Genomic DNA, 23,407 nt, shown 5'->3' with positions numbered 1-23,407 from the left:
GCTCATCCGGGCTACGCGTCTTGCGCGAGGGAACCAACCTGCCTTCGTTCTACCCTCCCGCCATCAAATCCTTGGCCAGCGCCATGTAAGCCGGCAGCGTCACAGGGTCGTTGGCGGCGTTGCCGGCGGCCGGGTGCGAGGCGTAGCGCGCGATCACCATCTCGGCCTTCGGATCGATATAGAGGCCCTGGCCATAAACGCCGCGCGCCATGAAGGCGCCGTGCGCATTGTGCGTCACCCACCATTGATTGCGGTAGGATGCCCCTGGCAGTGTGGTGTAGCCGGCCGGCTTGAATTTCCCGGGGTCGCCGCCGCACGCGATATCCTCGACCACTTGAGACGGCACGATCTGGCGGCCGTTGAAGCGGCCGTGGTTGCGCATCGTCTCGCCGAAGCGGGCGAGATCGCGTAGCGTCTTCGACAATCCGCCACCACCGCTTTCGGTGCCGATGCGGTCGACGTGATAATGCGCATCCTCCTCGGCGCCCATCGGCGCCCAGATCCGCTCGGAAAGCAGGTCCGACAGCGTCATGCCGCTGGCACGGCGGCAGATCCAGGCCAGCACGTCGGTGTTAACGGTCTTGTAGGCGAACGCCTTGCCATGCTCGCCCTGCTTCTGCTGCGCGCAGAGGAAATCGAAGATATTGGTCGCGCCCTCATAGCCCGGCTCGATCGGCGCCATGCCGTTGGCGCGCCGCAGCCCCCACACGTCGGAATTCTTGTCGGTATAGACCTCGGTGTATTTGAGGCCGGTGGTCATATCCATCGCCTCGTGCACGCGGGCATCGCCGAATGCGCTTGCCTTCAGCTCCGGCACGTAATCGGTGATCGGCGCCTGCGGATCGATCTTGCCCTCGGCGATCAGGATGCCGGCGAGCGTGCCGGTGAACGATTTCGTCACCGACATCGCGATGTGCGGCTTGTGCGGCCTCAAGGCGCCGAAATAGCGCTCGTAGATCAACTTGCCCCGGTGCAGCACGGCGATGCCGTCGGCATAGGTCTCCTCGAGCATGCGCGCGAAGGTCATCGGGCGGCCGTCCATCGTCACCGATGCCGACGCGCCGATATCACGGTCTTCGCGCGGCAGCACCGACGCCGGCCCTGCCCCGCGCCAGACATTCACGGTCGGCACCAGCTGGCGGATGTTGCTCCAGGCCCAGCGCAATTCGGGGAAGCTGCGGAACGAGCCGTTCTGGAAGGTGATGGTCCTGTCCTGCGGCGGCGGAAAGCCCTGCATCCAGCCAAGCGTTTGCGGATCGGATTCGGCGGCGGTGAGATTTTGCTGTTGATTGGCGGCGGCGGCTGCGACGGACATCAGGGCTGGCTCCAGAGCTGCGAATGCGAATTTCGTATCACGCGACAGCACCAGGCACATCCTGCGTTTGCGCCGGGGTGACCGTCGCGGCGAGCGCACGCCGCAACGCGAATGGCCGCGCGCCGCAAATACCAGCTCGATCGGACACCCGACTATCGAGCCCGGGCCAGATCATTCCGGCACGCGGATTACCCCGCCGCCGCGCGCTCGATCGCGGCGATGTCGATGTTCTTCATCGTCATCATCGCCTCCATCGCGCGCTTGCCGGCGACGCGGTCGGCGCTGTTGACGAGCTCGAGCAGCCGCCGCGGCGTGATCTGCCAGGCAAAGCCCCAGCGATCCCGGCACCAGCCGCACGGCAATTTCTCGCCGCCGTTGGACGTGACCGCATTCCAGTAGCGGTCGGTCTCCTCCTGGCTGTCGGTGAGCACCATGAAACTGACCGCCTCGTTCGGCGTGTAGTTGGAGCCTCCATTCAACCCGACGAAACGCCGGCCGAGCACGGTGAACTCGACCGTCAGCTCCTCACCCTGCCCGATGCCCGGTATCGGAGATTGATGGCCTGCGCCGACATGGCTGTCGGGAAACGTCGCGGCATAAAACTCCGCCGCTTCGCGCGCCCGGCCCTGATCGAACCAGAGGCATGTGACGAGATCGGTCATGGCAGTCTCCTTCCAGGGATGATCGAGCAGGATGGAAGGCATAAACCTTGATTATGGTCCTGGTTCGACGCGGCGCAGGCTTTCGTTCCACAACGTGTTTCGCCATCGCGGATCATGTTTCGCCACTTCGGCCCACGCGCATGATCACGAGCGGCACGATGACGATCACTCCCGCCATCAGCATCACTCCGGATACATCCGAGAGAGTCAGCATCCGGGCACCAAGAATGGCTCCGACGCCGATCGCCGAATTGATGACGGCCGAGTGGATCGCGGCCGCGGACATTGCCATGGAACCGGCCGCACGCAAGATCCAGGTCTGAAGGCCCGCGAACAGCGCCGCGACGGCGGCGCCCCAGACGACGAGCAAGGTAACGGCCGTGCCGGTCCCCAGTTGCGGGCCAAACCATCCAAGCCCGACGAGCGCGCCCGCGAGGGCAAGCAGTCCCCACGTGATGACGGATGTCATGAAGCGATCGATCAGAACACCGGTCAGGATGTTGCCGACAAATCCTGCTCCGCCAAAACCGAACAGCATCACGCCGATCATGAAGGACGGCACATCCGCGATCTCGCCGAGGAAAGGTTCGATGAAGGTGTAGGCTGCGAAATTCGCCGCCGCCATGAACGCCGTTACGGCATAGATTCTGCGCAGGTCCTGTCGGCGAACCACCGCTGCCAGCGCTTGCCATCCTGCCGGCGATCCGGCCCGGAGCCGCGGAAGAACCCCGACCATCAGGACGGACGTGCACAATCCGACGCCGCCGATCACGCCGAATGCCGCGCGCCATCCGCTGTTCTGTCCGATGAGGTTGACCAGCGGCACGCCGATGACGGTTGCCATCGAGATTCCGCCGAGCACGATCGCTGTCGCAACACCCATGCGATGAGACGGCGCAATCTGCGTTGCGATCGCGGCCGCCATCGCCCAGAAGAAGCCGTGAACGACGGCACCGACCGCCCGCGCCAGCAACAACCCCGTGAAACTGTCGGAAAGCATCGCCGCAAGATTGCTCGCGGACAGCACCAGCATCAGAACAACGAGCAGCGGCTTGCGGGGAAAACGTTGCAGCAGAACCGTGGACAACAGGCCACTGGCAGCGCCGATCCAGGCATAGAGCGTGACCGTGAGCCCGACGGCGGCCTGGTCTCGACCAAGATCGAGGGCGATCTGGGACAACAGCCCGACCGGCGCGAACTCGGTCGTGACCATCGTGAACGAAGCAACGCCGAGCACGATGACGGCGAGCCAGACGCGGAGCCCGGGACTGTCAGTCGTCATGCAGGTGACCGGTCTGGACGGGGCGGCCTGATGTCCCTGATGACGCGCCGATAGGCCTGACGCCGCGCTTCATCCATGAACGCAGCCTTGAGGCTGTTGTCGGCGAGGCTCAATTGTTCCTCGGCAGTCAGGCCTAACGCCGCTGCCGCGCGGACGAAGTTCTCGTTGACGTGACCTCCGAAATACGCCGGGTCGTCGGAGTTGACCGTGACGCAGAGGCCGGCGTGGAGCAGCCGGCGCAGATTGTGACCTTGGAGATCGGGGAAGATCCGCAGCGCCACATTCGACAGCGGGCATACCGTGAGCGGCGTCCCCTCGTCGGCAAGGCGCCGCATCAGTGCCGGATCGGCCTCGCATTGGACGCCGTGATCGATGCGATCGACGCCCAGCCTGTCGATCGCTTCGGTCACATAATCCGGCGGCCCTTCCTCACCGGCATGCGCGGTCGTCTTCCAGCCAAGCGCGCGGGCGCGGGCGAAGACCTCGTCGAAGGGTCCGGGCGGGTAGCCTTTTTCCGGTCCACCGAGTCCGAGGGCCAGCACGCCGTCGCGCCGGCGGCGTGCCGCCTCGATCGCGGCGAAAGCCTCTTCAACAGGCTCATGCCGGCGAACGCACAGGATCATGCCTCCGGTGATATCGCGTCGCGCGTCTGCAAAAGCGGCGCTGATGCCGTCCATGACAGCATCGAACGGCACGCCGCGCTCGGTATGGTCGGCCGGGGTAACGTAGATTTCCGCATGAACGACATTGTCTTCCCGCGCGCGGGTCAGGTACGCGCGCGTCAGCTCATAGAAGTCGCGCTCCGTCCGAAGCACGGTCAGGCCGGCCCAGTAGATTTCCAGAAACGACCGGAGATCGGAGAAGCGATACGCCGAGAGGACGTCGGTCATCGAGCGGTACGGAATCGCCACATCGTTCCGGCGGGCAAAATCGAGCAGCATGCCCGGCTCCAGTGTTCCCTCGACATGCACGTGAAGCTCGGCCTTCGGAACGGCCTTGATGTCAAACAACGGAACGGAATTCATTGAACGCGATTTCTGGCCTCGGGCGTGTTCCGCTTCAGGGCTTATTCCGGCGCATCCAAACGGATGCGCGGGCCAAAGCTCATCTGCCGTACGAGCCCGACCTAGCAGCCTTTGTCGAAAGGTCGCCACGCATAAAATATGCGAACGTTATCCGGCTCAGGCAGCCTCCCCCTGCTTCAGGCAATGGTGGTGACCAGCCGTGCGGGGGCACCGTCGGCGAGCATGATGCGCTCCCACAGCATGCGCCCCGGAAGGATCACGAGGTCCGCATCGGAGTTCGGACCCGTATTGACCTCGAGCGAGCTGAGCTGCCCATCATACCAGCCGAGATCATTGAGCGCGGTGTCGGCCGCGAGGATTTCCGGAGAGGCATAGACACGTAGCGATTTGCCCAGGAATTCGGACAAGCCGGTTCGCCATTCGGCCTGCCTGGGCGCCGATGCGGCAAGCAGCCGGTGCGTCAGGTCGCACACCAGATGGACCTTGCGCGTCGAGGATTCGACGAGACGCTTCAGGGCGGCATCCTGGGCCGGCTCGCACGGACCCATGAGCAATCGGCGCGCCGAGATCCACTGGCTTTCGGACAGATCGAGAATGCCGCGCTCCCAGCGCGACACGGTCGCCTGATCCACACCCATCAATTCAGCGAGGTGGCTTTGCTTCATCTGACGAAGCAATCGCATTCTTCGCAACCCGCGGCCTTGATCACCCATCATTCACCCGACTTTGTTCTGCAACTCGTGGCGCGGGTCAGCGAAGACATGCTCCGCGGACACCGCTACCAGGAGCGGCTGCGGCGTACACTCCGCAGCCGCGCGCCTGGCGCTGGTCGAACCACAGGCATCTCACGAGCCCGGTCACGGCAGTCTTCCTTTTTTTGCATAGGGTGGTTGGCGAAACCGCACACCGCCATCACGATGAAGATTCCTGTCCGGTCCGGCCGCGCGATGCGGTGGCCGCAACCGTTCCGCAAGCACGCTGTCGTCCCTGCGAAAGCAGGGACCCATACGCCGCGGCCGGGGTTGGGAACAGGACTCGTCGTTCTGGCATCGCTCAACAATGACCATCGGTGGTTATGGGTCCCTGCTTTCGCAGGGACGACACTGAGTGTGTTGCGCGAGCCGCTGATTTGCCCGTCGCAGGCAGCGCGAGAGGAATTGAATTGCGTCGGGGAAACTCGACTGCGTGACACGCATGCGCGAGCCTGTAGCCCGGATGGAGCGCAGCGAAATCCGGGGTTCTCGCCTTTGGCAGGACCGGTCCCGGATTTCGCTGCGCTCCATCCGGGCTATGCTTGGCCAAAAGATTCCGGAATCGGCTGTCGGGGCGCGCGCCGCCCGCTCGTCCTCGGGACGCAAGGACATGGAGAGAAACGATGCCCCCCATCATTACCGCCTTCGAACGGTCGCCCGATGGCGGCAAGGGACTGGCGCGGGATACCCGCGTTCGCTGGGCGCTCGAGGAAGTCGGCCAACCTTACGAGGTCCGCCTTGTTTCGTTCCAGGCGATGAAGGAGCCGGCGCATCTGGCGCTGCATCCCTTCGGCCAGATTCCGACCTATGAGGAAGGCGATCTCGCGCTGTTCGAGACAGGCTCGATCGTGCTGCATATCGCCGAACGTCATGCCGGCCTGCTGCCGGGCGATGCCAATGCCCGCGCCCGCGCAATCACCTGGATGTTTGCCGCGGTCAACACGGTGGAACCGCCGATCCTCGAACTCATGACCGCCAGGATTCTGGAGAGCGACAAGCCCTGGACCAAAGAGCGGCTGCCTCTGGTCATGGATCGCATCCGCGAGCGGCTGAAGCAACTCTCCGCCCGCCTCGGCAAGGCCGACTGGCTCGACGGCGCGTTCAGCGCCGGCGACCTGATGATGGTGTCGGTGCTGCTCAGGCTGAGAGCATCGGGCATTCTCGACGAATATCCGGGTCTGTCCGCCTATGTCGCCCGCGGCGAAGCCCGGCCGGCTTACCGCCGGGCTTTCGAGGCTCAGCTGGCGGTCAACACGGGTAAGCGACCGGCCGGCTGACGTTGGCGACATCAGGGACAGGCCCTCGCGCAGATGGCAAAGCCGCCGGACATCGCTGCGCCTGTCCGGGCCAGCTTTGCTAGTCGAACGGATCGTGTTCTGGCAGCGGTTCGGTCAGCTCGAATCCTGGATGAAGCTGCGAAATAATCTCCAGTGCGGTGCGGCCGGGTCCGATCCCCGCGGGGTGCACGCCCGACGCATCGTAATACTGGTTGCTCAGCACCGCGACACCGCATTGCAATTCCGGCACGACGATCACGATCGCTTCGAATCCGCCCCTGCTCGTCGCGCCGTTCTTTGTGAAAACGGTATGGCCCTGCGTGTCCGTGGTGATCTGCCAGGCGAGGCCCATGGTGACGCTGGTCTTCTCCCCGCAGATGGGGAATGTCCCCTGGTTCTGCTGCGTGAGCGCGATCTGCGACCCGAGCGGCCCCTTCGGCGCCGCGATCTGCGCCGCGAGAAACCTGATCATATCGTCGCCGGTGGTTTTCAGATCAAAGGCTGTGCCGCCGGTCGGCGTGTTGCGGTCGAAAACGATCTGGTATGGCGGCTCAGAGCTCTTGCTCCAATGCCCGATACATCCCTGCGCGATCTTCCACGACGAGTTGAGCACGGCTCCCGTTTGCTTCATGCCGAGCGGACCGGTGACGTATTCGGCCAGGATCTCGTTGTAGTTATGGCCCTTGTCTTTCGCAAACATCTGCGTGACCGCAAAGCCCAGGGTCACGAAGCCGATGTTCGAATACTGCCAGCAGCCCTGCGGCGGCGTATCATATTGATTCCACCAGTTGATGAGTTCACTGGAAGGCGGCTCGTCCGCAAACAGCTGCTCGCTGTAGCCGGTCAAGCCGTCCCCCGGCTGCTCCGGCATGCCGGAGGTATGGGTGGCGGATTGCACGAGCTGGATGGCGTCCAGCACCGGCGTTCCCACCGCGCTCGCGCTGAAGAGGTTCAGATAAGGGCCGATGGCGTCGTCAAGAGAAGGCCCGCCCGCCTTGACCGCCACCGCCAACAATGTGCTGGTGAACACCTTGGTCACCGATCCGATCTCGAACACCGTGTCGGTCGTGACACTGAATGGCGCGGGCGAAGAGCCCGCCACACCTGACAGTCCCTTGGGGTAGACGTAGCCCTTGGTGCCGAACGATTTTTCGTCATAGACCGCGATGCAGCAGCCAGGGGCGTTGCTGATGTCGAGATACTTTTTGGCCGCCTGCTGAACGATCTGTGCGGGACTTGTCGTCGCGTCGATCATCTGGTCGCTCATTTCGTCCTCCTGCCGATGAAGATGCATGATGTTGACCTTTGGTTGCATCATCTCATACAACTCCGTTCAGCGCGAGTGAAATCACCGTGACTGTTTGTTTCAAGTTGGGGCGGTGGAACGTTCGTGCGGAAAGCAGCGTCATCAGGCACGGGCTTGCGCCGGCGTTCCGGCAGTCGCGAAAAGTCTGGCGGATATCGCAGGGCGGTTAGCGACGCGCAACCCGCCGCCTCGCGCGTGGCTTCAAGATGTGGCGGATCACGCTTCGCCAGTCCTGCTGCGCGCTCGGCTGGATTATGCTTGCTGCCAGAGCATCGGAAATGACATGGTCGATTTCACACCGCTGATGCAGGCAGAGCGCAGGACCTATTCGTGAGCACCAATCAAGCGATCAAACTTGCAGTGATCGGACGCGGCCTGATCGGGTCGGCGGCTGCGCGGCATCTGAGCAAGATGGGCCACGATGTTGCGCTGATCGGGCCCGATGAGCCGGCGGATTTTTCGCGCCATGGCGGCGTGTTCGGCAGCCACTATGACGAGGGCCGCATCACGCGGAGTTACGATCCGGGGCCGTTCTGGCGGCAAGCGAACCGTGCTGCGATTTCGCGCTACGGCGAGATTTCAGCGGAGAGCGGCGTGGAGTTCTATAGGGAAGCCGGTGGGCTTCACATTGGCCACAGCGAAACCACCGATGTTGCTTCGATCGGCAGGGTCTGCGCCGAAGACGGGATCCGGTGTGAAGCCTATCATGATGCGGGGCTCGCGGAGCGCTTTCCGTTTCTGAGATCGACGGCGGGAATGCAGGGTTATTTCGAGCCGCGCAACGCCGGATACATCAGCCCGCGTCGCCTGGTCCGCGCGCAGACGATCGCGGCGGAGCGCGCCGGCGCCCGGATCATCGACGAACCCGCGCTGGGGATTTCGGAAAACGGCTCCGGCGTGACGATCCGGACGCGATCAGGCAGCGTCGAGGCCGAGCGCGTTCTGGTCGCGGCGGGCGGGCACACCCAATCGCTGCTCGGCCGCTCGCTGGGTTTTACGGTCTATGGCCGAACCGCGGCGCTGTTCCGACTTGGTGCGGCGGAGGTTCAACGCCTGGCCGGAATGCCGTCGATGCGTTGTCTCGGGCCCAAGGGCGACAATCCCTACATCCTGCCGCCGATCCTCTATCCGGACGGCCAGACCTGGCTGAAGCTCGGCGGCGATCCGGTCGATCTTCCGCTCGACAGCGAGGCCGATATCAAGGACTGGTTCCGCTCGGGCGGATCGATTGAAGTCGCCGATCGGCTTCAAGGACAGATCCTTGACCGCGTTCGCGACCTCGCTTTCGAGGAACGCCGCGTCGTGCCTTGCATGACCACCTTCGGCGACAGCGGCCTGCCCTGCATCGGACCGCTTTCGGAGCGCGTCACGGTCGCCTTCTGCTGCTACGGCAAGAGCGCAAAATGTTCGGACGAACTCGGCCGGCTCGGCGGCATGGCGCTGCTCGGCGAGGTCCGAGCAGAGCTCGCGCCATGACGGAGTTTTGTGCGGCGTTTGCGTCCGAAAGTTCCTAGGCACGCAGGACGGGTTCGCCGGCGGGTAGCCCGCATGAGCGCAGCGATGTGCGGGACACCACGACACGCCCCCGGATATCGCTTCGCCCGTCCGGGCTACGCTTGCTGAACCCGTCGGAGTGCCAACGCGTACGTAACGCACCCTCACGATCATCACGCGAGGACGTGATGGATTACGCTTCGTTCATCCGGCCTGTCGGTGATGGTCTGCATCGCACGGCGAGGATCGCATTGCTCACGCAGCGTTGAGCCGGCGTGAGTGATGATTGCATTTAAGTCCGCCGTTGCTGCGCACAAATATCTGACGAGGCCAGACTCCTTGGCCCCATAAACAAAACGGAGAAACTCAATGACGAACGTCAAACTCCTGTCGGCTGCTTTGATCGCGGTTGCCATGATCGCGTCGCCGGCAATGGCGCGTGAGACCCACGCCGTGTCCCGCCACGTCGCGGAGGCGAGCGCCGCCGCGCCGACCGAGCCCGTCTATGTCGACGGTCGCGCCTGCATTCCGGCGCCGCGCGTCGGCTCATTCGCCACCGCGCCCTGGACCGGCAACAACGTCCCCTGCGAGCCCGGTCCATATTGATCGCGCCGCGCGCATCGATCGGTCGGGCTGCCCCCTAGCCGCTTGACCGACGCGCTGCGCCGTCGCGACGCTGAAACAGCGAGTAGCCCGCATGAGCGCAGCGATATGCGGGATACCGTGCGACAAGCGGATAGCAATGCCCCGGACATCGCTTCGCTCATCCGGGCTACGCCTGCTCGATCGTTCGCATCGTGCCCAATGAGTTGATTTGTCGTTGCAGAACGTTTCTTCGTCTTGACTCCCGCCGCGCGTCAGTCGCGCGATGCGGACAGTCCGGCGAGAAGCGGCGCGTACGCGGCGAGCCTGCGGGATACGAACTCGGTGAAGAGCCGCACGCGCTTCGTCTTGCGTGTCTCCCCCTGTGTGAGAAGCCAGAGCGTCCCGTACATGTGCAGGTCGGTGCCCGGCACCCTCACCAGCAGGGGGTCGGCATCTCCGACGAAGCACGGCAGCGTCGTCATCCCGAGCCCCTGCCGCACCGCGACGATCTGTGCCTCGGCATCTGTGGCCCTGAACGGAACCTCGGCGGCGCGAACCTCGCCCTCGTGGGCCCAGTCCGGGATTCCGTGAATGCTGATGACGATCCACCTGACGGGATCAGGCGCGCCCGCACGCCACGCGGCCAGTCGATCGCGGGATATGTAGATGCCTCCGAACAGCTCCGGTCCCTTCAGGCCGTGAAGATTGAGCGGCAGGGTCTTGCGGTCGTAGACGACGCGGATCGCGACGTCGGCCTCTCGATTGGTCAGATTTGCCAGCCCGCCGGATGACAGGATTTCCATTTCGATGTCCGGATGCAGACGCGCGAAATCGGCGAAGTCCGGCATGAGCAGGTGCGTCGCGAGGGGCGGTGCCAGCGTCACCCGCAGACGCCCGCGCACGCCCTGGTCGCGGCCGAAAACGCGCGTCTCCAGCTGGTGCGACGACGCTTCCATCTGTTCCGCGAGCTCGAGGACCTCCTCCCCCGCAGCCGTCAGGCGGTAGCCCGAAGGCAGCTTCTCGAACATCTGCGCCCCGAGCCGTTCCTCCAGTTGGGCGACGCGTCGCAGCACGGTCGAGTGGTTCACCCCGAGGCGCTCGGCGGCAGCCCGCACCGACCCTCCGCGCGCGACGGCAAGAAAGTAGCGAACGTCATCCCAGTCGATCATGGTGCAATCCGGCACCGCTGGGGTGCGCCTTCCGAAGCCCGTGTCCAATACGTCGGACGGCATCTCGTATGTGGGTAGCACGGGCGATCATCATAGCCCAAGCCGTAGCCACGCCGACAAGCGCAGCCCAATTCCGAACGGCGGACACCGATCGTCGCGGCTGGCGTCAGTCGTCCAGCCGGATCGATTTCGCACCACCGATGTGCACGCTTCCGCACTCAACGCCTGACGCCGGCGGAGCTACGTCGAGGTTCTCGGGGGCCATCTCGCAAATGGGACCAGAGACGCTGTCCGACACGACGAAAGGAGAAGTCATGGGAAAGCTTGAGGGTAAGGTTGCAGTCGTCACGGGTGGATCGAGCGGCATGGCGCTGGCGAGCGCCCGGCGGTTCGTTGAAGAAGGCGCCTATGTTTTCATCACCGGCCGAAGGCAGGAGGTGCTCGATGAGGCCGTCAGGCTGATCGGCCGGAACGTGACCGGCGTGCGCGGCGACGCGGCCAATCTCGACGACCTCGACCGCCTGTTCGATACGGTCAAGCGGGAAAAGGGCAAGATCGACGTCCTATACGCGAGCGCCGGCATCGGCGAAGCCGTCCCGCTCGGCGAGATTACCGAGCGGCATTTCGATGCGACCTTCGGCCTGAACACGCGCGGCACGCTGTTTACGGTTCAGAAGGCGTTGCCGCTGTTCAGCGATGGCGGATCGATCTTCATGACCGGGTCGGTTGCGTCGGTGAAAGGCTTTCCTGGTTACGGCGTGTATGCGGCGAGCAAGGCGGCGTTGCGCTCATTCGCACGCACGTGGCTCAACGAACTGAAGGGCAGGAATATCCGGGTGAACGTGCTGAGCCCGGGGCCGATCGCCACACCGATGCAGGACCAGGTCCTCACCGAGGAGGCGAAGCGGATGTTCGAATCCCTGATCCCGCGGGGAAAGATGGGTCGTCCCGAGGAAATTGCGGCGGCCGCGCTGTTTCTTGCTTCAGACGATTCGAGCTTCGTGAACGGGGTGGAGTTGTCTGTCGACGGCGGCTTCTCGGCGATCTGAACGGCCGGGAAATCAATATCAACACGGATCGGAGAAGTATCATGAGCTATGCGATTGTCGGATTCGGTGCGGTAGGCCAGGCCCTCGCCCACGCCTTCACCCGCAAGAACATCGAGGTGACCGTCGCGAGCCGCCGGCCGCCCGAGGCGCTGGCGCCGCAGGCTCGGGCGATTGGACCCGCGGTCATCGCCAAGTCGTTGCGGGAAGCACTCGAGGCCGACACAATCATCCTGGCGGTCCCGTTCGGGGAGCATCGCGAGGTTGCGAAGGCCCTGCCGAGCTGGAAAGGCAAGACGGTCATCGACGCGATGAACGCGTTTCCAGTCCCTGAAGAGCTGGACGGCCTCCCGTCCTCCGCCTTCGTCGCAAAGGCGTTCACCGGCGCCAAGCTCGTCAAAGGGTTCAATCACCTGGTTGCGGCCAAGCTGGCTGCCGATCCGATCGTCGAGGGCGGCCACCGGGTGGTCTTTCTGGCTGGTGACGACGAGGACGCGACCGCTCCCGTGGCAGCCTTGGCCAAACAACTCGGGTTCGCACCCGTCAAGCTGGGAAAGCTCAACGAGGGTGGCGCGCTGGTGCACGCACGCGGCCGCACTTGGGGCCCACTCATCTTCCAGGATTTGTTCAAGAAGGAGCAGTAACGGATTTGCGATCCGTAGCCCGCATGAACGGAGCGACATGCGGGACGAGACGCGGAGCGCCGATCGGAAAACCCCGGATGTCGCTGCGCTCATCCGGGCTACGCTTGCGATCTTGCCGATCCGCTCTCGCGCAAGTCGCACGAGAGCGGTGTTCGCAAACTACGATCTCAATCAAGTGCCTTGATCGGCTCGGACATCGTTATCCGGTTCTTGACGCTGGGACGCTCCTGCATCCGTGCATACCATGCCAAAAGAGTCTCGCACTCCATCGGCACCGGCACCTTCACCAGTCCCGCGAATATCAAGCCGCCGATGAGGGTGATATCGGCCATCGTGAATGCGTCGCCGGCGACGAACGGCTGTCCTTTCAGAATGCCGTCAAAGTAGTGCATCCCCCTGAGGGCCTTGTCGCGCTGACGGAATCCCCATTCGGGGTTCTGATAGATCTCGACATGAGGCCCAAGACCCGGCGTGGCGTGGTGGAAATAGACGCTGATGGCGTCGAGCAGTTCCAGTTCGGCGCGCTTGCTCATCATGTGGATCACGGCCTTTTCGCGCGGCGTCCTGCCGGTCAGCGTCGGCGCGCCATCGAGCGCGTCAAGGTACTCGGTGATGGCCGTGCACTCGCCAATGAAGGTCCCGTCGTCGAGTTCGAGCACCGGCAGGGTGCCGGAGTAGTTCTTGGCGATGAATTCGGGCTTCTTGTGCTCGCCCTTGTAGAGATCGACCAATGCGAACTCCACTTGCGACCGCAGGTTCTTCTCGGCCAGGGCGATGCGAACGCGGGCCGGATATGGGCCAGTTGGCCAATCGTAAATCTTCATCATGACTCCTGTCTACCTGTCACTTGGTAGGTTCAAACTAGCCTTCAAATCCGGCCGGTCAACGCCTATCTGTCACTTGGTAGATAACGAAGCAGTGAGGCGACGAAGTGAGTTCAAGCTCTCGGGAGGCCATCCTGGCGGCAGCAAAGCGGACCGCGCAGGCGCGCGGCTATGGCGGCTTGAATTTCCGCGATCTCGCGGACGAAGTCGGGATCAAGGCCGCCAGCATCTATCACCATTTCCCGAGCAAGGCCGATCTCGGCGTGGCCGTCGCGCGGCGCTACTGGGAGGACACCGCCGTCCAACTCGAGTCGATGCTGGCAGAAACGCCCGATCCTGTCCGCTGCCTGCGTCGATATCCCGACGTGTTTCGCAAAGCGCTCGAGAGCAACAATCGCATGTGCCTCTGCAGCTTCATGTCCGCGGAAGTCGACCACCTGCCGGACGCAGTGAAGAAGGAGGTCCAGACCTTTGCCGACGTCAACGTGGCGTGGCTGAGCAAGCTGTTGGTAGCTGCGGGCCTGGTCAGTTCGAGAAAGAGCGAACAGCGGGCCCGCGCCATCTTCGCCGCCGTCGCCGGCGCGCAGCTCGTCGCCAGAAGCCGCTCCGATGTTTCGCTCTACGACTCGATGATCGACAGCTATCGCGCCGCGGGTCTTCTGCCGGCATAGCTGGCCCGAATGTCAGATCGAGCTGAGGCGGCGACGCCCTACTCCCACTCGATTGTTCTAAGCCATGGTAGCGAGTAGCCCGCATGAGCGAAGCGATATGCGGGACACCACGCGACACGCTGACAGGAAGTGCCCCGGATATCGCGGAGCCCGTCATCGGGCGCGCGTTCGCGCGACCCGTTGGCTCATCCGGGCTACGCTCGCTGGTGCACGCACGCGGCCGCATTTGGGGCCCGCTCATCTTCCAAGATTTGTTCAAGAGGGAGCAGTGATCGGCAGATGTGCGCCGTTCGAACAGTGGGGAGACACCCTGGCCGCGCCGGATGAACAGCGCACAGTTCGGTTCAACCGTGTCAAACAGCGTCAGATATGACAACGCGTTCTCGCGACGACAATCGTCCGAGCCTTGCTGTTGGTTTCACCCTCTTCGATCAGAGGGCGCAGGGAAGACCGGGTGCCGATCGCACCCATGGGCCCCGAGCAATGGGTAGAGAGCTCGGGGGTAGGACCACAGGTGTAACCGGAAACATCCGGCCTTCCCTGCGCGATGGTTGTGCGGCTTACTTCGTGCTCTCCCCGGCGAGACTGGGCTTTTTTGTCACCGTTTCGCGAAGATGCTTCGCATCTCGCGGAAGACACCTACCACTAGGGCGTCAGGACCACACGACTTCACCGTCCGCCTCATGCGCGTTCGTCAACTGCGCACTCAGCGTCCACCGCATCCCACACCACGTTCGTGACGACCGCGATCCGCCCCTCGTGTCGGGTGAGACGCGCATATTGAACATCTGAGTTGGGTCAAACGCCAAGCGGAATATTTTCTTATCTCGGGATTGACAGGTTTTGGTGAGTTGCCCGTCGGGGTGATTTGTCGCAGGCAAAGGAGATGCGAGATTTGAGATTTGATTTGCGTGAGGGCGCAAATCAGAGCTGCGGCTCACGTGCCAGCCGAAAACACAGACCCTCGCAGACAGCGATCGCATTAAGCACTCGATCGAGGTTCGCCGCGGAAATCGATCATCGTATTCTGGACTTCACGCCATCCGACTGGACAACAATTGCCACACCTGCAATCTTGGATTGTACCAGCTTCCTTCCAAATCGCTCCCTCAGGTAAACATAACCAACATATCAGCGCACACAATGGCAATTGAGCTTTATCCGCCGTCACGAAGTACTGTAAAATCCTTCTCCAGCCGTTTCGCCTTACAGCGTGACAACTGGAACGACTACGGCTTTCAAACGCTTTACCATCTTCACTATCGGCACAGTAACGAGCCACGCGACGTCACGTACCTAGGTGGCGTCAAAATATTGAAGCGTGGTCAGACAGCCGCCGATCGACCGCTCATTCAAGAGTCTTTTCAACGGCTCGGCCCAGAGTTTGTGTCTGTCGGGACGAGCCTCGACTACTATCAACGTCTGAACGATGTCCCAGCTGAGCGTCGCGCCTCTATCATGCGTGCTCTGAACGACGCTGTAGCTCATCCAGAGTTAGTCGATGATTTCTCGAGGGAAGAAGGCTGGAGCGTTTCCGTCTTTCGTGACAATTCTGACTGGCGCACCTTTTTGGCCGATGCCACGATCCTCTTTCAGGGTAACTTTGGCGCGCTACCAAATTTGGACACGGGCTTCAGTTTCACCCCGAGTGGCACCGACCACGCCATCCGACTAGACTTCAGCGCCCCGGAGCCGATTACTTATTTTGGCTCTCATCGCCGAGTCGGACCAAGTTGGAAGCCAACCCTGCTACCAGATCGTATCATTGTCCTTATCGGCAGAAACGGTTCCGGGAAGAGCACCCTCCTGTCGCGCTTGGCGCATGTTGCCTTCGCTTCACCGCAAGAGCGAATCAACCCGCAAATTAAGAACCTTGGTGCACTGAGCCCTCCGTCAATTGGGTTCATGCGAGTAATCACAATTTCCTACAGCGCTTTCGACAGCTTCATTGTCCCCGGACTTGCGACTAGGGACTTATCGCAGATAACGAGAGATATTGAGAACGGCGAAGGACGGTTTGTGTTCTGCGGCTTGAGGGACATCGCCGCTGAAGTGCGAGACGATGTCGAGCTAGCCGAGAAGTCGGCCGGAGATAGCGAAGCGGTCGAACGTCGCACCTCGACGAGACTTAAGTCTGTTGATTTTCTAGCTGAAGAATTTGCCAGTCTACTATCGCGAATTCGTAATGATCAAACGACCGAACTCTTTCGAGCGGCACTAGAGCCGTTGGTTGCAGACCCATCCTTCACCGATCTAAAGCAACAGACCGACCAGATTCTTGAATCCGCCCGCCGAGCGAGGCAAATCTTTTTGGGCTGGAGCACGGGCCACAAGATCGCCTTACACGTACTAGCTTCGCTTGTCGCCAACGCGAAGCCGCGTTCGCTTATACTATTTGATGAACCAGAAGCTCACTTACATCCGCCGTTGATGGCTGCGCTCATGCACGCGGTGCGTCTGGTCTTAACTGAAGTAAACGCCTTTTGCGTCGTCGCTACCCACTCGCCTGTCTTGCTTCAAGAAACACTCGCTCGGCACGTTCGAATTGTCGAGCGTGTCGGCGACCGACTGGAGATCGCCACACCGCCCCTTGAGACCTTTGGAGAAAACATAGGCCTCCTCAGCTACGGCACATTCGGCCTCACCGCGTCGAGCACCGACTTTCACAAGATTCTCGACCTTCTCATCGACGGTTGTGACACGCTTCAAGAAATTGACGAATTCTTTACGCCTGGCCTAAGCGCCCAAGCTCGAGCGTATGTTCTCTCGCGACTTGCAACGAAAGGAGAGGACGCTTGAGAAACCTCCCTTTGCCATCCCGCGCCGCCGCGCGAGAAGATTTGATTAAGGCGATTAAGACTTATCGGTACAACGGTGAGGTAAGGGGCTACACAGCGACATCTGAAGACATTGACGCTATTCTCGAGCTATACGATCGCTACGATGAAGGTGCAGGCCTACCGCTCGATGTACTCAAGGGGACAGCGCTCTCGGAACATTTAGTAGACGCCCTATACGACGCGTATGACTTCACGCAAGAGAAGAGAAAGCTCTGGTCTGTTCGGAATCTGATCTTCTCGGGTGTAACTCTATGCCCAATCTGCGGCATCTCTCCGGCAAGAGAACTCGACCATTATCTGCCTCGCTCGGTTTTCAAGACGCTCTCAATCTACGCTCGCAACCTCGTTCCGCTCTGTCACCACTGCAACCACGTTAAGCTGGCTGGCTTTGGAGGTCAGAATGAAGCGGAGAAGCGGCTTCTGCATGCATACTTTGATGCGATACCAGACGTCGACTTCCTAAAAGCCGAAGTAGATATTAGAGGACCAAGTCTAGTTGTTGACTTTGCAATCGACGGGACAGTTGCTGCACCGCTCGAGCTCATCGGGCGCCTAACCCACCAATTTACAACTCTGAGGTTGAATCAGCGTTACCGACAGGAGATCAATGCTTATCTCAGCAGTCACGCTGTGGCGTTGCATACATCACATCGAGCGGGAAGCGCAAACGGCGTTCGGCGCTTTCTGTCGTTGCAAGCGCGCTATGAGCTTAGTGCGTTCTACCGCAATCATTGGCGTCCAACTCTTCTCCATGCTCTCGCCACTCACAACGAATTCTGTGATGGCAGATTTAAGGAGGTACTTCCGATGCCACCAAGTATACTTGATGATCTTGCCGGCGCGGCACAACCTTAGCGAACCCGGCTGTTCAATCGCTCCACAACCTCAGTAAACCGATCGCGTAGCTCGCATGAGCGTGGCGATATGCAGGATCACGTGACGCACTGATGGAAGAGCACGCATATTCGCTAGGTTACCATCCCCGTCGCCGCCGGTATGGTTATCGTCAAAATTGATCCGATCGGATTAAGTCTCGTTGTTGTCGTCCAACCACAAACGGAATTCTCAGCTGCCAAAGGAGCACTTGATGGAGCCTAGCGCAAAAACGTGCGAGGAAGTCGGCCGACTTTGCCAAGCTTGGGCAAATCTAGAAGCCACCATGGAGTTCACGGTTTGGGGCCTGTTAGGGTTAGACGAGAGAGTCGGGCCCCTGGTTACCTGGAAGCTGGACGTCAACCAACGTTGGGCGCTCATTATGGAGCGCGCGCCTGAAAAGCACAGCTCGACAGCGATCGAACGGCTTAGAAGGATTGGCCGCCATCTCTCCGAGGTTACTAGGGACCGCAACATTATTGTAAAAGGGGTAATTCGTGCGAAAGCGCACCCACCTGCGGGTCTCGGATTCGGCGACCCCGTTCTCGAGGTTGGAAAGTCAATCCCCTTCACACGATTGCCGTGCTGGTCCATCTTCAGAGGCGGAACTGCGGCTAAGAATTTCCTAGTCTCGACCGACGCGGCGCGCACTGTACGGGAAAACATTCAGCGGCTAAACGAAGCGCTACTCAGATTCAACGCCGACTTTAGATATACAACAGCGACCCCCATCACTGACGAAATAGAGCAGCACTGGCCTAAGGCAATTGCGATTGAGTGAGCCGGTCCAAACGCGTTTTGCAATGACCCAGCGCACGAGTATCCGGGAAACCGGTACAAGCGTAGCGGACCGAGTGAGGCGGACTGCGATTGCTGCTTGAAGGCCCTCCTACTCCCACTCGATCGTCCCCGGCGGCTTCGACGTCACGTCGTACACCACCCGGTTGACGCCCTTCACCTCGTTGATGATGCGCGTGGCGGTCTCCCCTAAGAACTTCATGTCGAACTGGTAGAAGTCGGCGGTCATGCCGTCGGTCGAGGTGACGGCGCGGAGGCCGACGACGTATTCGTAGGTGCGGCCGTCGCCCATCACGCCGACGGTCTTCACCGGCAGCAGCACCGCAAAGGCCTGCCAGATCGCATCATAGAGGCCGTGCTTGCGGATCTGGTCGATATAGACCGCGTCCGCGTTGCGCAGGATGTCGAGCTTTTCCCTGGTGATGTCGCCGGGGCAGCGGATGGCGAGGCCGGGGCCCGGGAACGGGTGGCGGCCGACGAACACTTCGGGCAGGCCGAGCTCGCGGCCGAGCACGCGCACCTCGTCCTTGAAAAGCTCGCGCAGCGGCTCGACGAGCTTCATGTTCATGCGGGCCGGCAGGCCGCCGACATTGTGGTGCGACTTGATGGTCACTGACGGGCCGCCGGTGAAGGAGACGCTTTCGATCACGTCGGGATAGAGCGTGCCCTGCGCCAAAAATTCGGCGCCGCCGATCTTCTTCGCCTCCGCCTCGAACACGTCGATGAACAGCCGCCCGATGGTCTTGCGCTTCACCTCGGGATCGGTGACGCCTTCGAGATCGCCCAAAAACTCCTTCGACGCGTCGACATGGACCAGCGGGATGTTGTAGTGGTTGCGGAACAGGTCGACGACCGTCTTGGCCTCGTCGAGCCGCAGCAGGCCGTGATCGACGAACACGCAGGTGAGCTGGTCGCCGATCGCCTCGTGGATCAAGACCGCGGCAACGGCGGAATCGACGCCGCCGGAGAGGCCGCAGATCACCTTGCCCTTGCCGACCTGGGCGCGGATCTTCTCGATCGCCTCCTCGCGGAAGGCGCGCATGGTCCAGTCGCCGGTGAGCCCTGCGACCTTGCGCACGAAGTTGCGCAACAGTTTTGCGCCATCCGGCGTGTGCACCACTTCGGGATGGAACATCAGGCCGTAATATTTGCGCGTCTCGTCCTGGATGATCGCGAACGGCGCATTCGGCGAGGTGCCGGCAACGGAGAAGCCGGGCGGCATCTTTGTGATGCGGTCGCCATGGCTCATCCACACCTGGTGCTTCTCACCATGGCCCCAGATGCCGTCGAACAGCTGGCTGTCGGTCTTCACCTCGACATCGGCACGGCCGAACTCGCGGTGGTGCCCGCCCTCGACCTCGCCGCCGAGCTGGGCCGCGAGCGTCATCTGGCCGTAGCAGATGCCGAGCACGGGAACGCCGGACTCGAAGATCAGCTGCGGCGCGCGCGGCGAGCCGGTCTCGTGCACCGACTCCGGACCGCCGGAGAGGATCACCGCCTTCGGCTTCATCTCCTTGAAGGCGGCTTCCGCCTTCTGGAACGGCACGATCTCGGAATAGACGCCCATCTCGCGGACGCGGCGGGCGATCAGTTGCGTCACCTGGCTGCCGAAATCGACAATCAGAATCTTGTCATGCGCCGAGGCCACGGAGGGCGTCGACGGTTCGCGGGCTGTGTGCTGGGCTGTCATGGCAAGCAGATACGCGACGGCGCCCGCCCCCGCAACCGCGCTCGAAGGGGCGCCCACATTCTTCTTTGGGCATGGACAAATCCATATAGGTCAGTATTATTGACCTAATTTGGCCATAAGCCACATGGAGGAAACCAATGCCGGATTTTCACGACCCGTCGCGCCTTAAAACCCTCGGCCGCGACTGGATCGCCGCCTGGAACGCGCGCGATCTCGAGCGGGTGCTGGCGCTGTATGCGGAGGACGCCGAGATGACCTCGGACCGGATCCCGCCGCTCGGTTTCGGCGCGTCAGGCACGGTGCGCGGCAAGGCGAGCTTGCGGGCCTATTGGAGCGCGGCGCTGGCAAAATTGCCCGAGCTGCATTTCGAGCTGATCGACCTCTATGTCTCGCCCGACAGCGTCGTCGTGTTCTACCAGAACGAACGCGGCAAGAAGATCTGCGAGTATTTGCGGCTGGATGCCGAGGGGAAGATTCGGCAGGGCTCGGCGAACCATCTGGTGGGATGAGGCTGCGGCATGCAGTAATCCGTCACCCTGAGGAGGTCGCGAAGCGACCGTCTCGAAGGGCGACGGCCCGGCTCCATCCCATCCTTCGAGGCTCGCCGAGCGTTGCTGCCGCACCGCTCAACGCGCACCTCAGGATGACGCCGGTGTATAGGATGCAGAGGCGGAAGACGCGACGTCAGGATCCAGCCCATGAAAATCCCCACCCTGCCCTTCACCGTCACCGACTGGAGCAATGTCTCGCCCACCGTGCATCCCGGCGAGACCGGACAGGCGCTGTGGCGCACGCTCAACATCGGCGAGCTGCGGGTGCGGATGGTCGAGTATTCGCCTGATTATCTCGCCGATCACTGGTGCGATCGCGGCCATATGCTCTACGTCGTCACGGGCGAGCTCGACACCGAGCTGCGCGACGGCCGCAAATTCACGCTGAGGCCGGGCATGAGCTACCAGGTCTCCGATTTCGGCGACGCCGCGCACCGTTCGTCGACGAAGATGGGTGCGACGCTGTTTATTGTGGATTGAGACGATACCTCACTCTCTCCCGTCACCCTGAGGAGGTCGCGAAGCGACCGTCTCGAAGGGCGACAGCCCGGCTCCATCCCATCCTTCGAGGCTCGCAAGAGCTCGCACCTCAGGATGACGCCGGTGTTTGAGGATAGCGACGACGTTGGCGACTGCGCTCCACACGCTCACCGCCTCCGCGCCGCCACCTTGCTCACCTTCGTGTCCGCCCAGCCCAGCGGCTTGCCGCTCTTCGACGGCAACACGAGCTGCCCGACCGCCTGCCCCGTCTGGTCCAGCAGCACCGAATGCGGCTCGCCGCGCGCGTAGAGATGCGCCTCGCCCCATTGCCTGAGACCAACCACGATCGGGAACAGGTCGTGGCCTCGCTTGGTCAGCACATATTCCTGATAGGCGCTGCCATCCGAGGCCGCGACCTGCTCGAGCACGCCAAGCTCGACCAGCGTGCGCAGCCGCGTCGTCAGCATGCCCTTGGCGATGCCGAGATTCTTCTGGAAGTCGCCGAACCGGCGCAGGCCGTCGAACGCGTCGCGCACGATCAACAGCGACCACCAGTCGCCGATCGCGTCCAGCGCGCGCGCCACCGGGCATTCCGCTTTTGCAAATGCGGTCCGCTTCATCGCGCTCCGCCTCCCTCGATCACGATTCCGAACTGGTCTTAAAATAGGACTAGACAGTGTCCGATGCAACTGGTCTCATTATGAGACCAGATTGCGAATTGCAGCGGAGGCAAGATGACGAACCAGACCAAGGCTGAGGCCCGGCCGGCCGAGGACCATCTCAAGACAAACGACAAGCCCGGCGACACCACGGCTCGCGCTCTGTCGCCCGCCGTCGTGCTGCTGTTCGCCGTCGCGTGCGGCCTGAGCGTCGCCAACATCTATTTCGCGCAGCCGCTGCTCGACACCATGGCGCAGGATCTCTCCATCACGCCGGCGGTGATCGGCGGCGTCGTGACGCTGACCCAGGTCGGCTACGCCTTCGGCCTGATGCTGATCGTGCCGCTCGGCGACCTCTGGGACCGCCGCAGGCTGATCGTCGGCCAGACCGTGCTGTCGGCGATCGCGCTGACCATCGTCGGCACCGCGCCGAACGCCGCGGTGCTGCTTGCCGGCATGGTGCTGGTCGGGCTGCTCGCCGTCGTAATCCAGGTGCTGGTCGCCTACGCCGCGACGCTGGCAGCGCCGGCCGACCGCGGCCGCACCATCGGCACCGTCACCAGCGGCGTGGTGTCGGGCATCCTGCTGGCACGTTTTGCCGCCGGCGCGCTGGCCGATCTCGGCGGCTGGCGCGTGGTCTACCTCACCTCGGCCGCGCTGACGCTGGTGCTGGCGGCGCTGTTGGCGCGCGCGCTGCCGCGGCATGCGCCGCAGCCGATGGCCGGATCGTCCTACGCGAAGCTGCTGCGCTCGACGGTCGCACTGTTCGTCGAGGAGCAGGTCCTGCGCGAACGCGCGGTGTTCGCGCTCTTGATCTTCGCGAGCTTCAGCGTGTTCTGGAGCTCGGTCGTGCTGCCGCTCGCGGCACCCCCGCTGTCATTGTCGCACACCACGATCGGGATGCTCGGGATCGCCGGCCTCGCCGGCGCGCTGGCGGCGCGCAATTCCGGCCAGCTCGCCGACCGCGGCTGGGGGCAGCGCACCACCGGCTTGTCGCTGCTCTTGATGCTCGCCGGCTGGGTGCCGATCGCCTGCCTCGACACCTCGCTATGGCTGGTCGTGGCCGGCGTTCTGATGATCGACTTCGCGGTGCAGGCGATCCATGTCACCAACCAGAGCCTGATCGTCGCCGCGCGGCCCGACGCCGCGAGCCGGCTGGTCGGCTGCTACATGGTGTTCTATTCGATCGGAACAGGTTTTGGCGCGATCACCTCGACGATGGCCTATGCGGCCGCCGGCTGGCCCGGCGTCTGCGTGCTGGGTGCCGCGATCAGCGCCTGCGCGCTGCTGTACTGGGTGATCGTGGTGAGCCGGACGCCGGCGGCGGTCTGCGTACAGACGCGCTAGCGACGACCGTCATTCCGGGTCGCGCAAAAGCGCGAACCTCAGATGCGCAATTGCGCATCGGGGAATCTCGAGGTTCCCCGGCGCGCAATTGCGCGCCTGAGGTTCGATGCTGCGCAT

Annotated in this window: 22 protein-coding genes; 12 read left to right on the top strand and 10 right to left on the bottom strand. The window is 62.5% G+C overall.

The window, feature by feature from the left end:
- Positions 1–49: 49 nt before the first annotated feature.
- The 5 genes from PMN64_RS22360 to PMN64_RS22340 form a co-directional block, all read right to left on the bottom strand.
- A complete protein-coding gene (locus tag PMN64_RS22360; protein ID WP_411782194.1) occupies positions 50–1,315 on the bottom strand; it encodes a serine hydrolase domain-containing protein in 1,266 nt (421 codons plus the stop codon).
- Positions 1,316–1,503: 188 nt separating this feature from the next.
- Positions 1,504–1,977: a VOC family protein gene (locus PMN64_RS22355; protein ID WP_411782193.1), complete on the bottom strand. Its 474-nt coding sequence runs from the start codon at positions 1,975–1,977 to the stop codon at positions 1,504–1,506.
- A gap of 112 nt (positions 1,978–2,089) precedes the next feature.
- A complete protein-coding gene (locus PMN64_RS22350) occupies positions 2,090–3,214 on the bottom strand; it encodes an MFS transporter (RefSeq protein ID WP_411782192.1) in 1,125 nt (374 codons plus the stop codon).
- Between the two features lie 41 nt (positions 3,215–3,255).
- Positions 3,256–4,284 carry an adenosine deaminase gene (locus tag PMN64_RS22345; RefSeq protein ID WP_411782199.1) on the bottom strand — a complete coding sequence of 343 codons (1,029 nt, stop codon included), beginning with the start codon at positions 4,282–4,284 and terminating at the stop codon, positions 3,256–3,258.
- A gap of 176 nt (positions 4,285–4,460) precedes the next feature.
- On the bottom strand, positions 4,461–4,997 hold the full coding sequence (locus tag PMN64_RS22340) for a helix-turn-helix domain-containing protein (RefSeq protein ID WP_411782198.1): 537 nt from the start codon (positions 4,995–4,997) through the stop codon (positions 4,461–4,463).
- A 662-nt stretch (positions 4,998–5,659) separates the two neighbouring features.
- Between PMN64_RS22340 and PMN64_RS22335 the strand changes: the two genes are divergently transcribed.
- Positions 5,660–6,313: a glutathione S-transferase family protein gene (locus PMN64_RS22335; RefSeq protein WP_411782191.1), complete on the top strand. Its 654-nt coding sequence runs from the start codon at positions 5,660–5,662 to the stop codon at positions 6,311–6,313.
- 79 nt (positions 6,314–6,392) lie between these two features.
- On the opposite strand, the gene PMN64_RS22330 is transcribed toward PMN64_RS22335, so the two are convergent.
- Positions 6,393–7,631: a serine hydrolase domain-containing protein gene (locus tag PMN64_RS22330; RefSeq protein ID WP_411782190.1), complete on the bottom strand. Its 1,239-nt coding sequence runs from the start codon at positions 7,629–7,631 to the stop codon at positions 6,393–6,395.
- Positions 7,632–7,949: 318 nt separating this feature from the next.
- Here PMN64_RS22330 and PMN64_RS22325 point away from each other — a divergent pair, with 318 nt between their 5' ends.
- Together PMN64_RS22325 and PMN64_RS22320 are read left to right on the top strand one after the other, a co-directional pair.
- A complete protein-coding gene (locus PMN64_RS22325) occupies positions 7,950–9,095 on the top strand; it encodes an NAD(P)/FAD-dependent oxidoreductase (protein WP_411782189.1) in 1,146 nt (381 codons plus the stop codon).
- Between the two features lie 387 nt (positions 9,096–9,482).
- Positions 9,483–9,719: a hypothetical protein gene (locus tag PMN64_RS22320; RefSeq protein ID WP_018271197.1), complete on the top strand. Its 237-nt coding sequence runs from the start codon at positions 9,483–9,485 to the stop codon at positions 9,717–9,719.
- Positions 9,720–9,970: 251 nt separating this feature from the next.
- On the opposite strand, the gene PMN64_RS22315 is transcribed toward PMN64_RS22320, so the two are convergent.
- Entirely contained in the window at positions 9,971–10,867 is an 897-nt protein-coding gene (locus tag PMN64_RS22315; protein ID WP_411782188.1) for a LysR family transcriptional regulator, read from the bottom strand.
- Between the two features lie 314 nt (positions 10,868–11,181).
- Between PMN64_RS22315 and PMN64_RS22310 the strand changes: the two genes are divergently transcribed.
- Together PMN64_RS22310 and PMN64_RS22305 are read left to right on the top strand one after the other, a co-directional pair.
- The gene (locus PMN64_RS22310; RefSeq protein ID WP_411782197.1) at positions 11,182–11,916 is read left to right on the top strand and encodes an SDR family NAD(P)-dependent oxidoreductase; all 735 of its coding nucleotides are present in this window, start codon (positions 11,182–11,184) and stop codon (positions 11,914–11,916) included.
- A 41-nt stretch (positions 11,917–11,957) separates the two neighbouring features.
- Positions 11,958–12,557: an NADPH-dependent F420 reductase gene (locus PMN64_RS22305; RefSeq protein WP_411782187.1), complete on the top strand. Its 600-nt coding sequence runs from the start codon at positions 11,958–11,960 to the stop codon at positions 12,555–12,557.
- A gap of 167 nt (positions 12,558–12,724) precedes the next feature.
- Here the strand turns inward: PMN64_RS22305 and PMN64_RS22300 are convergent, their stop codons facing one another.
- Positions 12,725–13,381: a glutathione S-transferase gene (locus PMN64_RS22300; RefSeq protein WP_411782196.1), complete on the bottom strand. Its 657-nt coding sequence runs from the start codon at positions 13,379–13,381 to the stop codon at positions 12,725–12,727.
- Between the two features lie 107 nt (positions 13,382–13,488).
- Between PMN64_RS22300 and PMN64_RS22295 the strand changes: the two genes are divergently transcribed.
- From PMN64_RS22295 to PMN64_RS22280, 4 genes are all read left to right on the top strand, one after another.
- Positions 13,489–14,052, top strand: coding sequence for a TetR/AcrR family transcriptional regulator (locus PMN64_RS22295; RefSeq protein ID WP_411782186.1), 564 nt, complete (start codon positions 13,489–13,491; stop codon positions 14,050–14,052).
- A 1,143-nt stretch (positions 14,053–15,195) separates the two neighbouring features.
- Positions 15,196–16,851 (top strand): ATP-binding protein, encoded by a 1,656-nt coding sequence (locus PMN64_RS22290; protein WP_411782185.1) that lies wholly within the window; start codon positions 15,196–15,198, stop codon positions 16,849–16,851.
- A complete protein-coding gene (locus tag PMN64_RS22285) occupies positions 16,848–17,747 on the top strand; it encodes an HNH endonuclease (protein ID WP_411782184.1) in 900 nt (299 codons plus the stop codon). Before PMN64_RS22290 ends, PMN64_RS22285 begins: the two co-directional genes overlap by 4 nt.
- Positions 17,748–18,051: 304 nt before the next feature.
- On the top strand, positions 18,052–18,546 hold the full coding sequence (locus PMN64_RS22280) for a hypothetical protein (protein WP_411782183.1): 495 nt from the start codon (positions 18,052–18,054) through the stop codon (positions 18,544–18,546).
- A 108-nt stretch (positions 18,547–18,654) separates the two neighbouring features.
- Here PMN64_RS22280 and guaA read toward each other — a convergent pair whose 3' ends face one another.
- Positions 18,655–20,253, bottom strand: coding sequence for a glutamine-hydrolyzing GMP synthase (gene guaA, locus PMN64_RS22275; protein WP_411782182.1), 1,599 nt, complete (start codon positions 20,251–20,253; stop codon positions 18,655–18,657).
- A 137-nt stretch (positions 20,254–20,390) separates the two neighbouring features.
- Between guaA and PMN64_RS22270 the strand changes: the two genes are divergently transcribed.
- Positions 20,391–20,762: a nuclear transport factor 2 family protein gene (locus PMN64_RS22270; RefSeq protein ID WP_411782181.1), complete on the top strand. Its 372-nt coding sequence runs from the start codon at positions 20,391–20,393 to the stop codon at positions 20,760–20,762.
- A gap of 189 nt (positions 20,763–20,951) precedes the next feature.
- The gene (locus PMN64_RS22265; protein WP_411782180.1) at positions 20,952–21,284 is read left to right on the top strand and encodes a DHCW motif cupin fold protein; all 333 of its coding nucleotides are present in this window, start codon (positions 20,952–20,954) and stop codon (positions 21,282–21,284) included.
- A 167-nt stretch (positions 21,285–21,451) separates the two neighbouring features.
- Here the strand turns inward: PMN64_RS22265 and PMN64_RS22260 are convergent, their stop codons facing one another.
- A complete protein-coding gene (locus tag PMN64_RS22260; protein WP_411782179.1) occupies positions 21,452–21,904 on the bottom strand; it encodes a winged helix-turn-helix transcriptional regulator in 453 nt (150 codons plus the stop codon).
- A gap of 114 nt (positions 21,905–22,018) precedes the next feature.
- Between PMN64_RS22260 and PMN64_RS22255 the strand changes: the two genes are divergently transcribed.
- A complete protein-coding gene (locus tag PMN64_RS22255) occupies positions 22,019–23,290 on the top strand; it encodes an MFS transporter (protein WP_411782178.1) in 1,272 nt (423 codons plus the stop codon).
- The last annotated feature ends 117 nt before the right edge of the window (positions 23,291–23,407 follow it).

The sequence above is a fragment of the Bradyrhizobium sp. UFLA01-814 genome (assembly GCF_046718885.1).
Taxonomy (GTDB): domain Bacteria; phylum Pseudomonadota; class Alphaproteobacteria; order Rhizobiales; family Xanthobacteraceae; genus Bradyrhizobium; species Bradyrhizobium elkanii.
The sequence above is the reverse complement of the archived record's forward strand: the minus strand, read 5'-3'. Positions and strand labels throughout refer to the sequence as shown.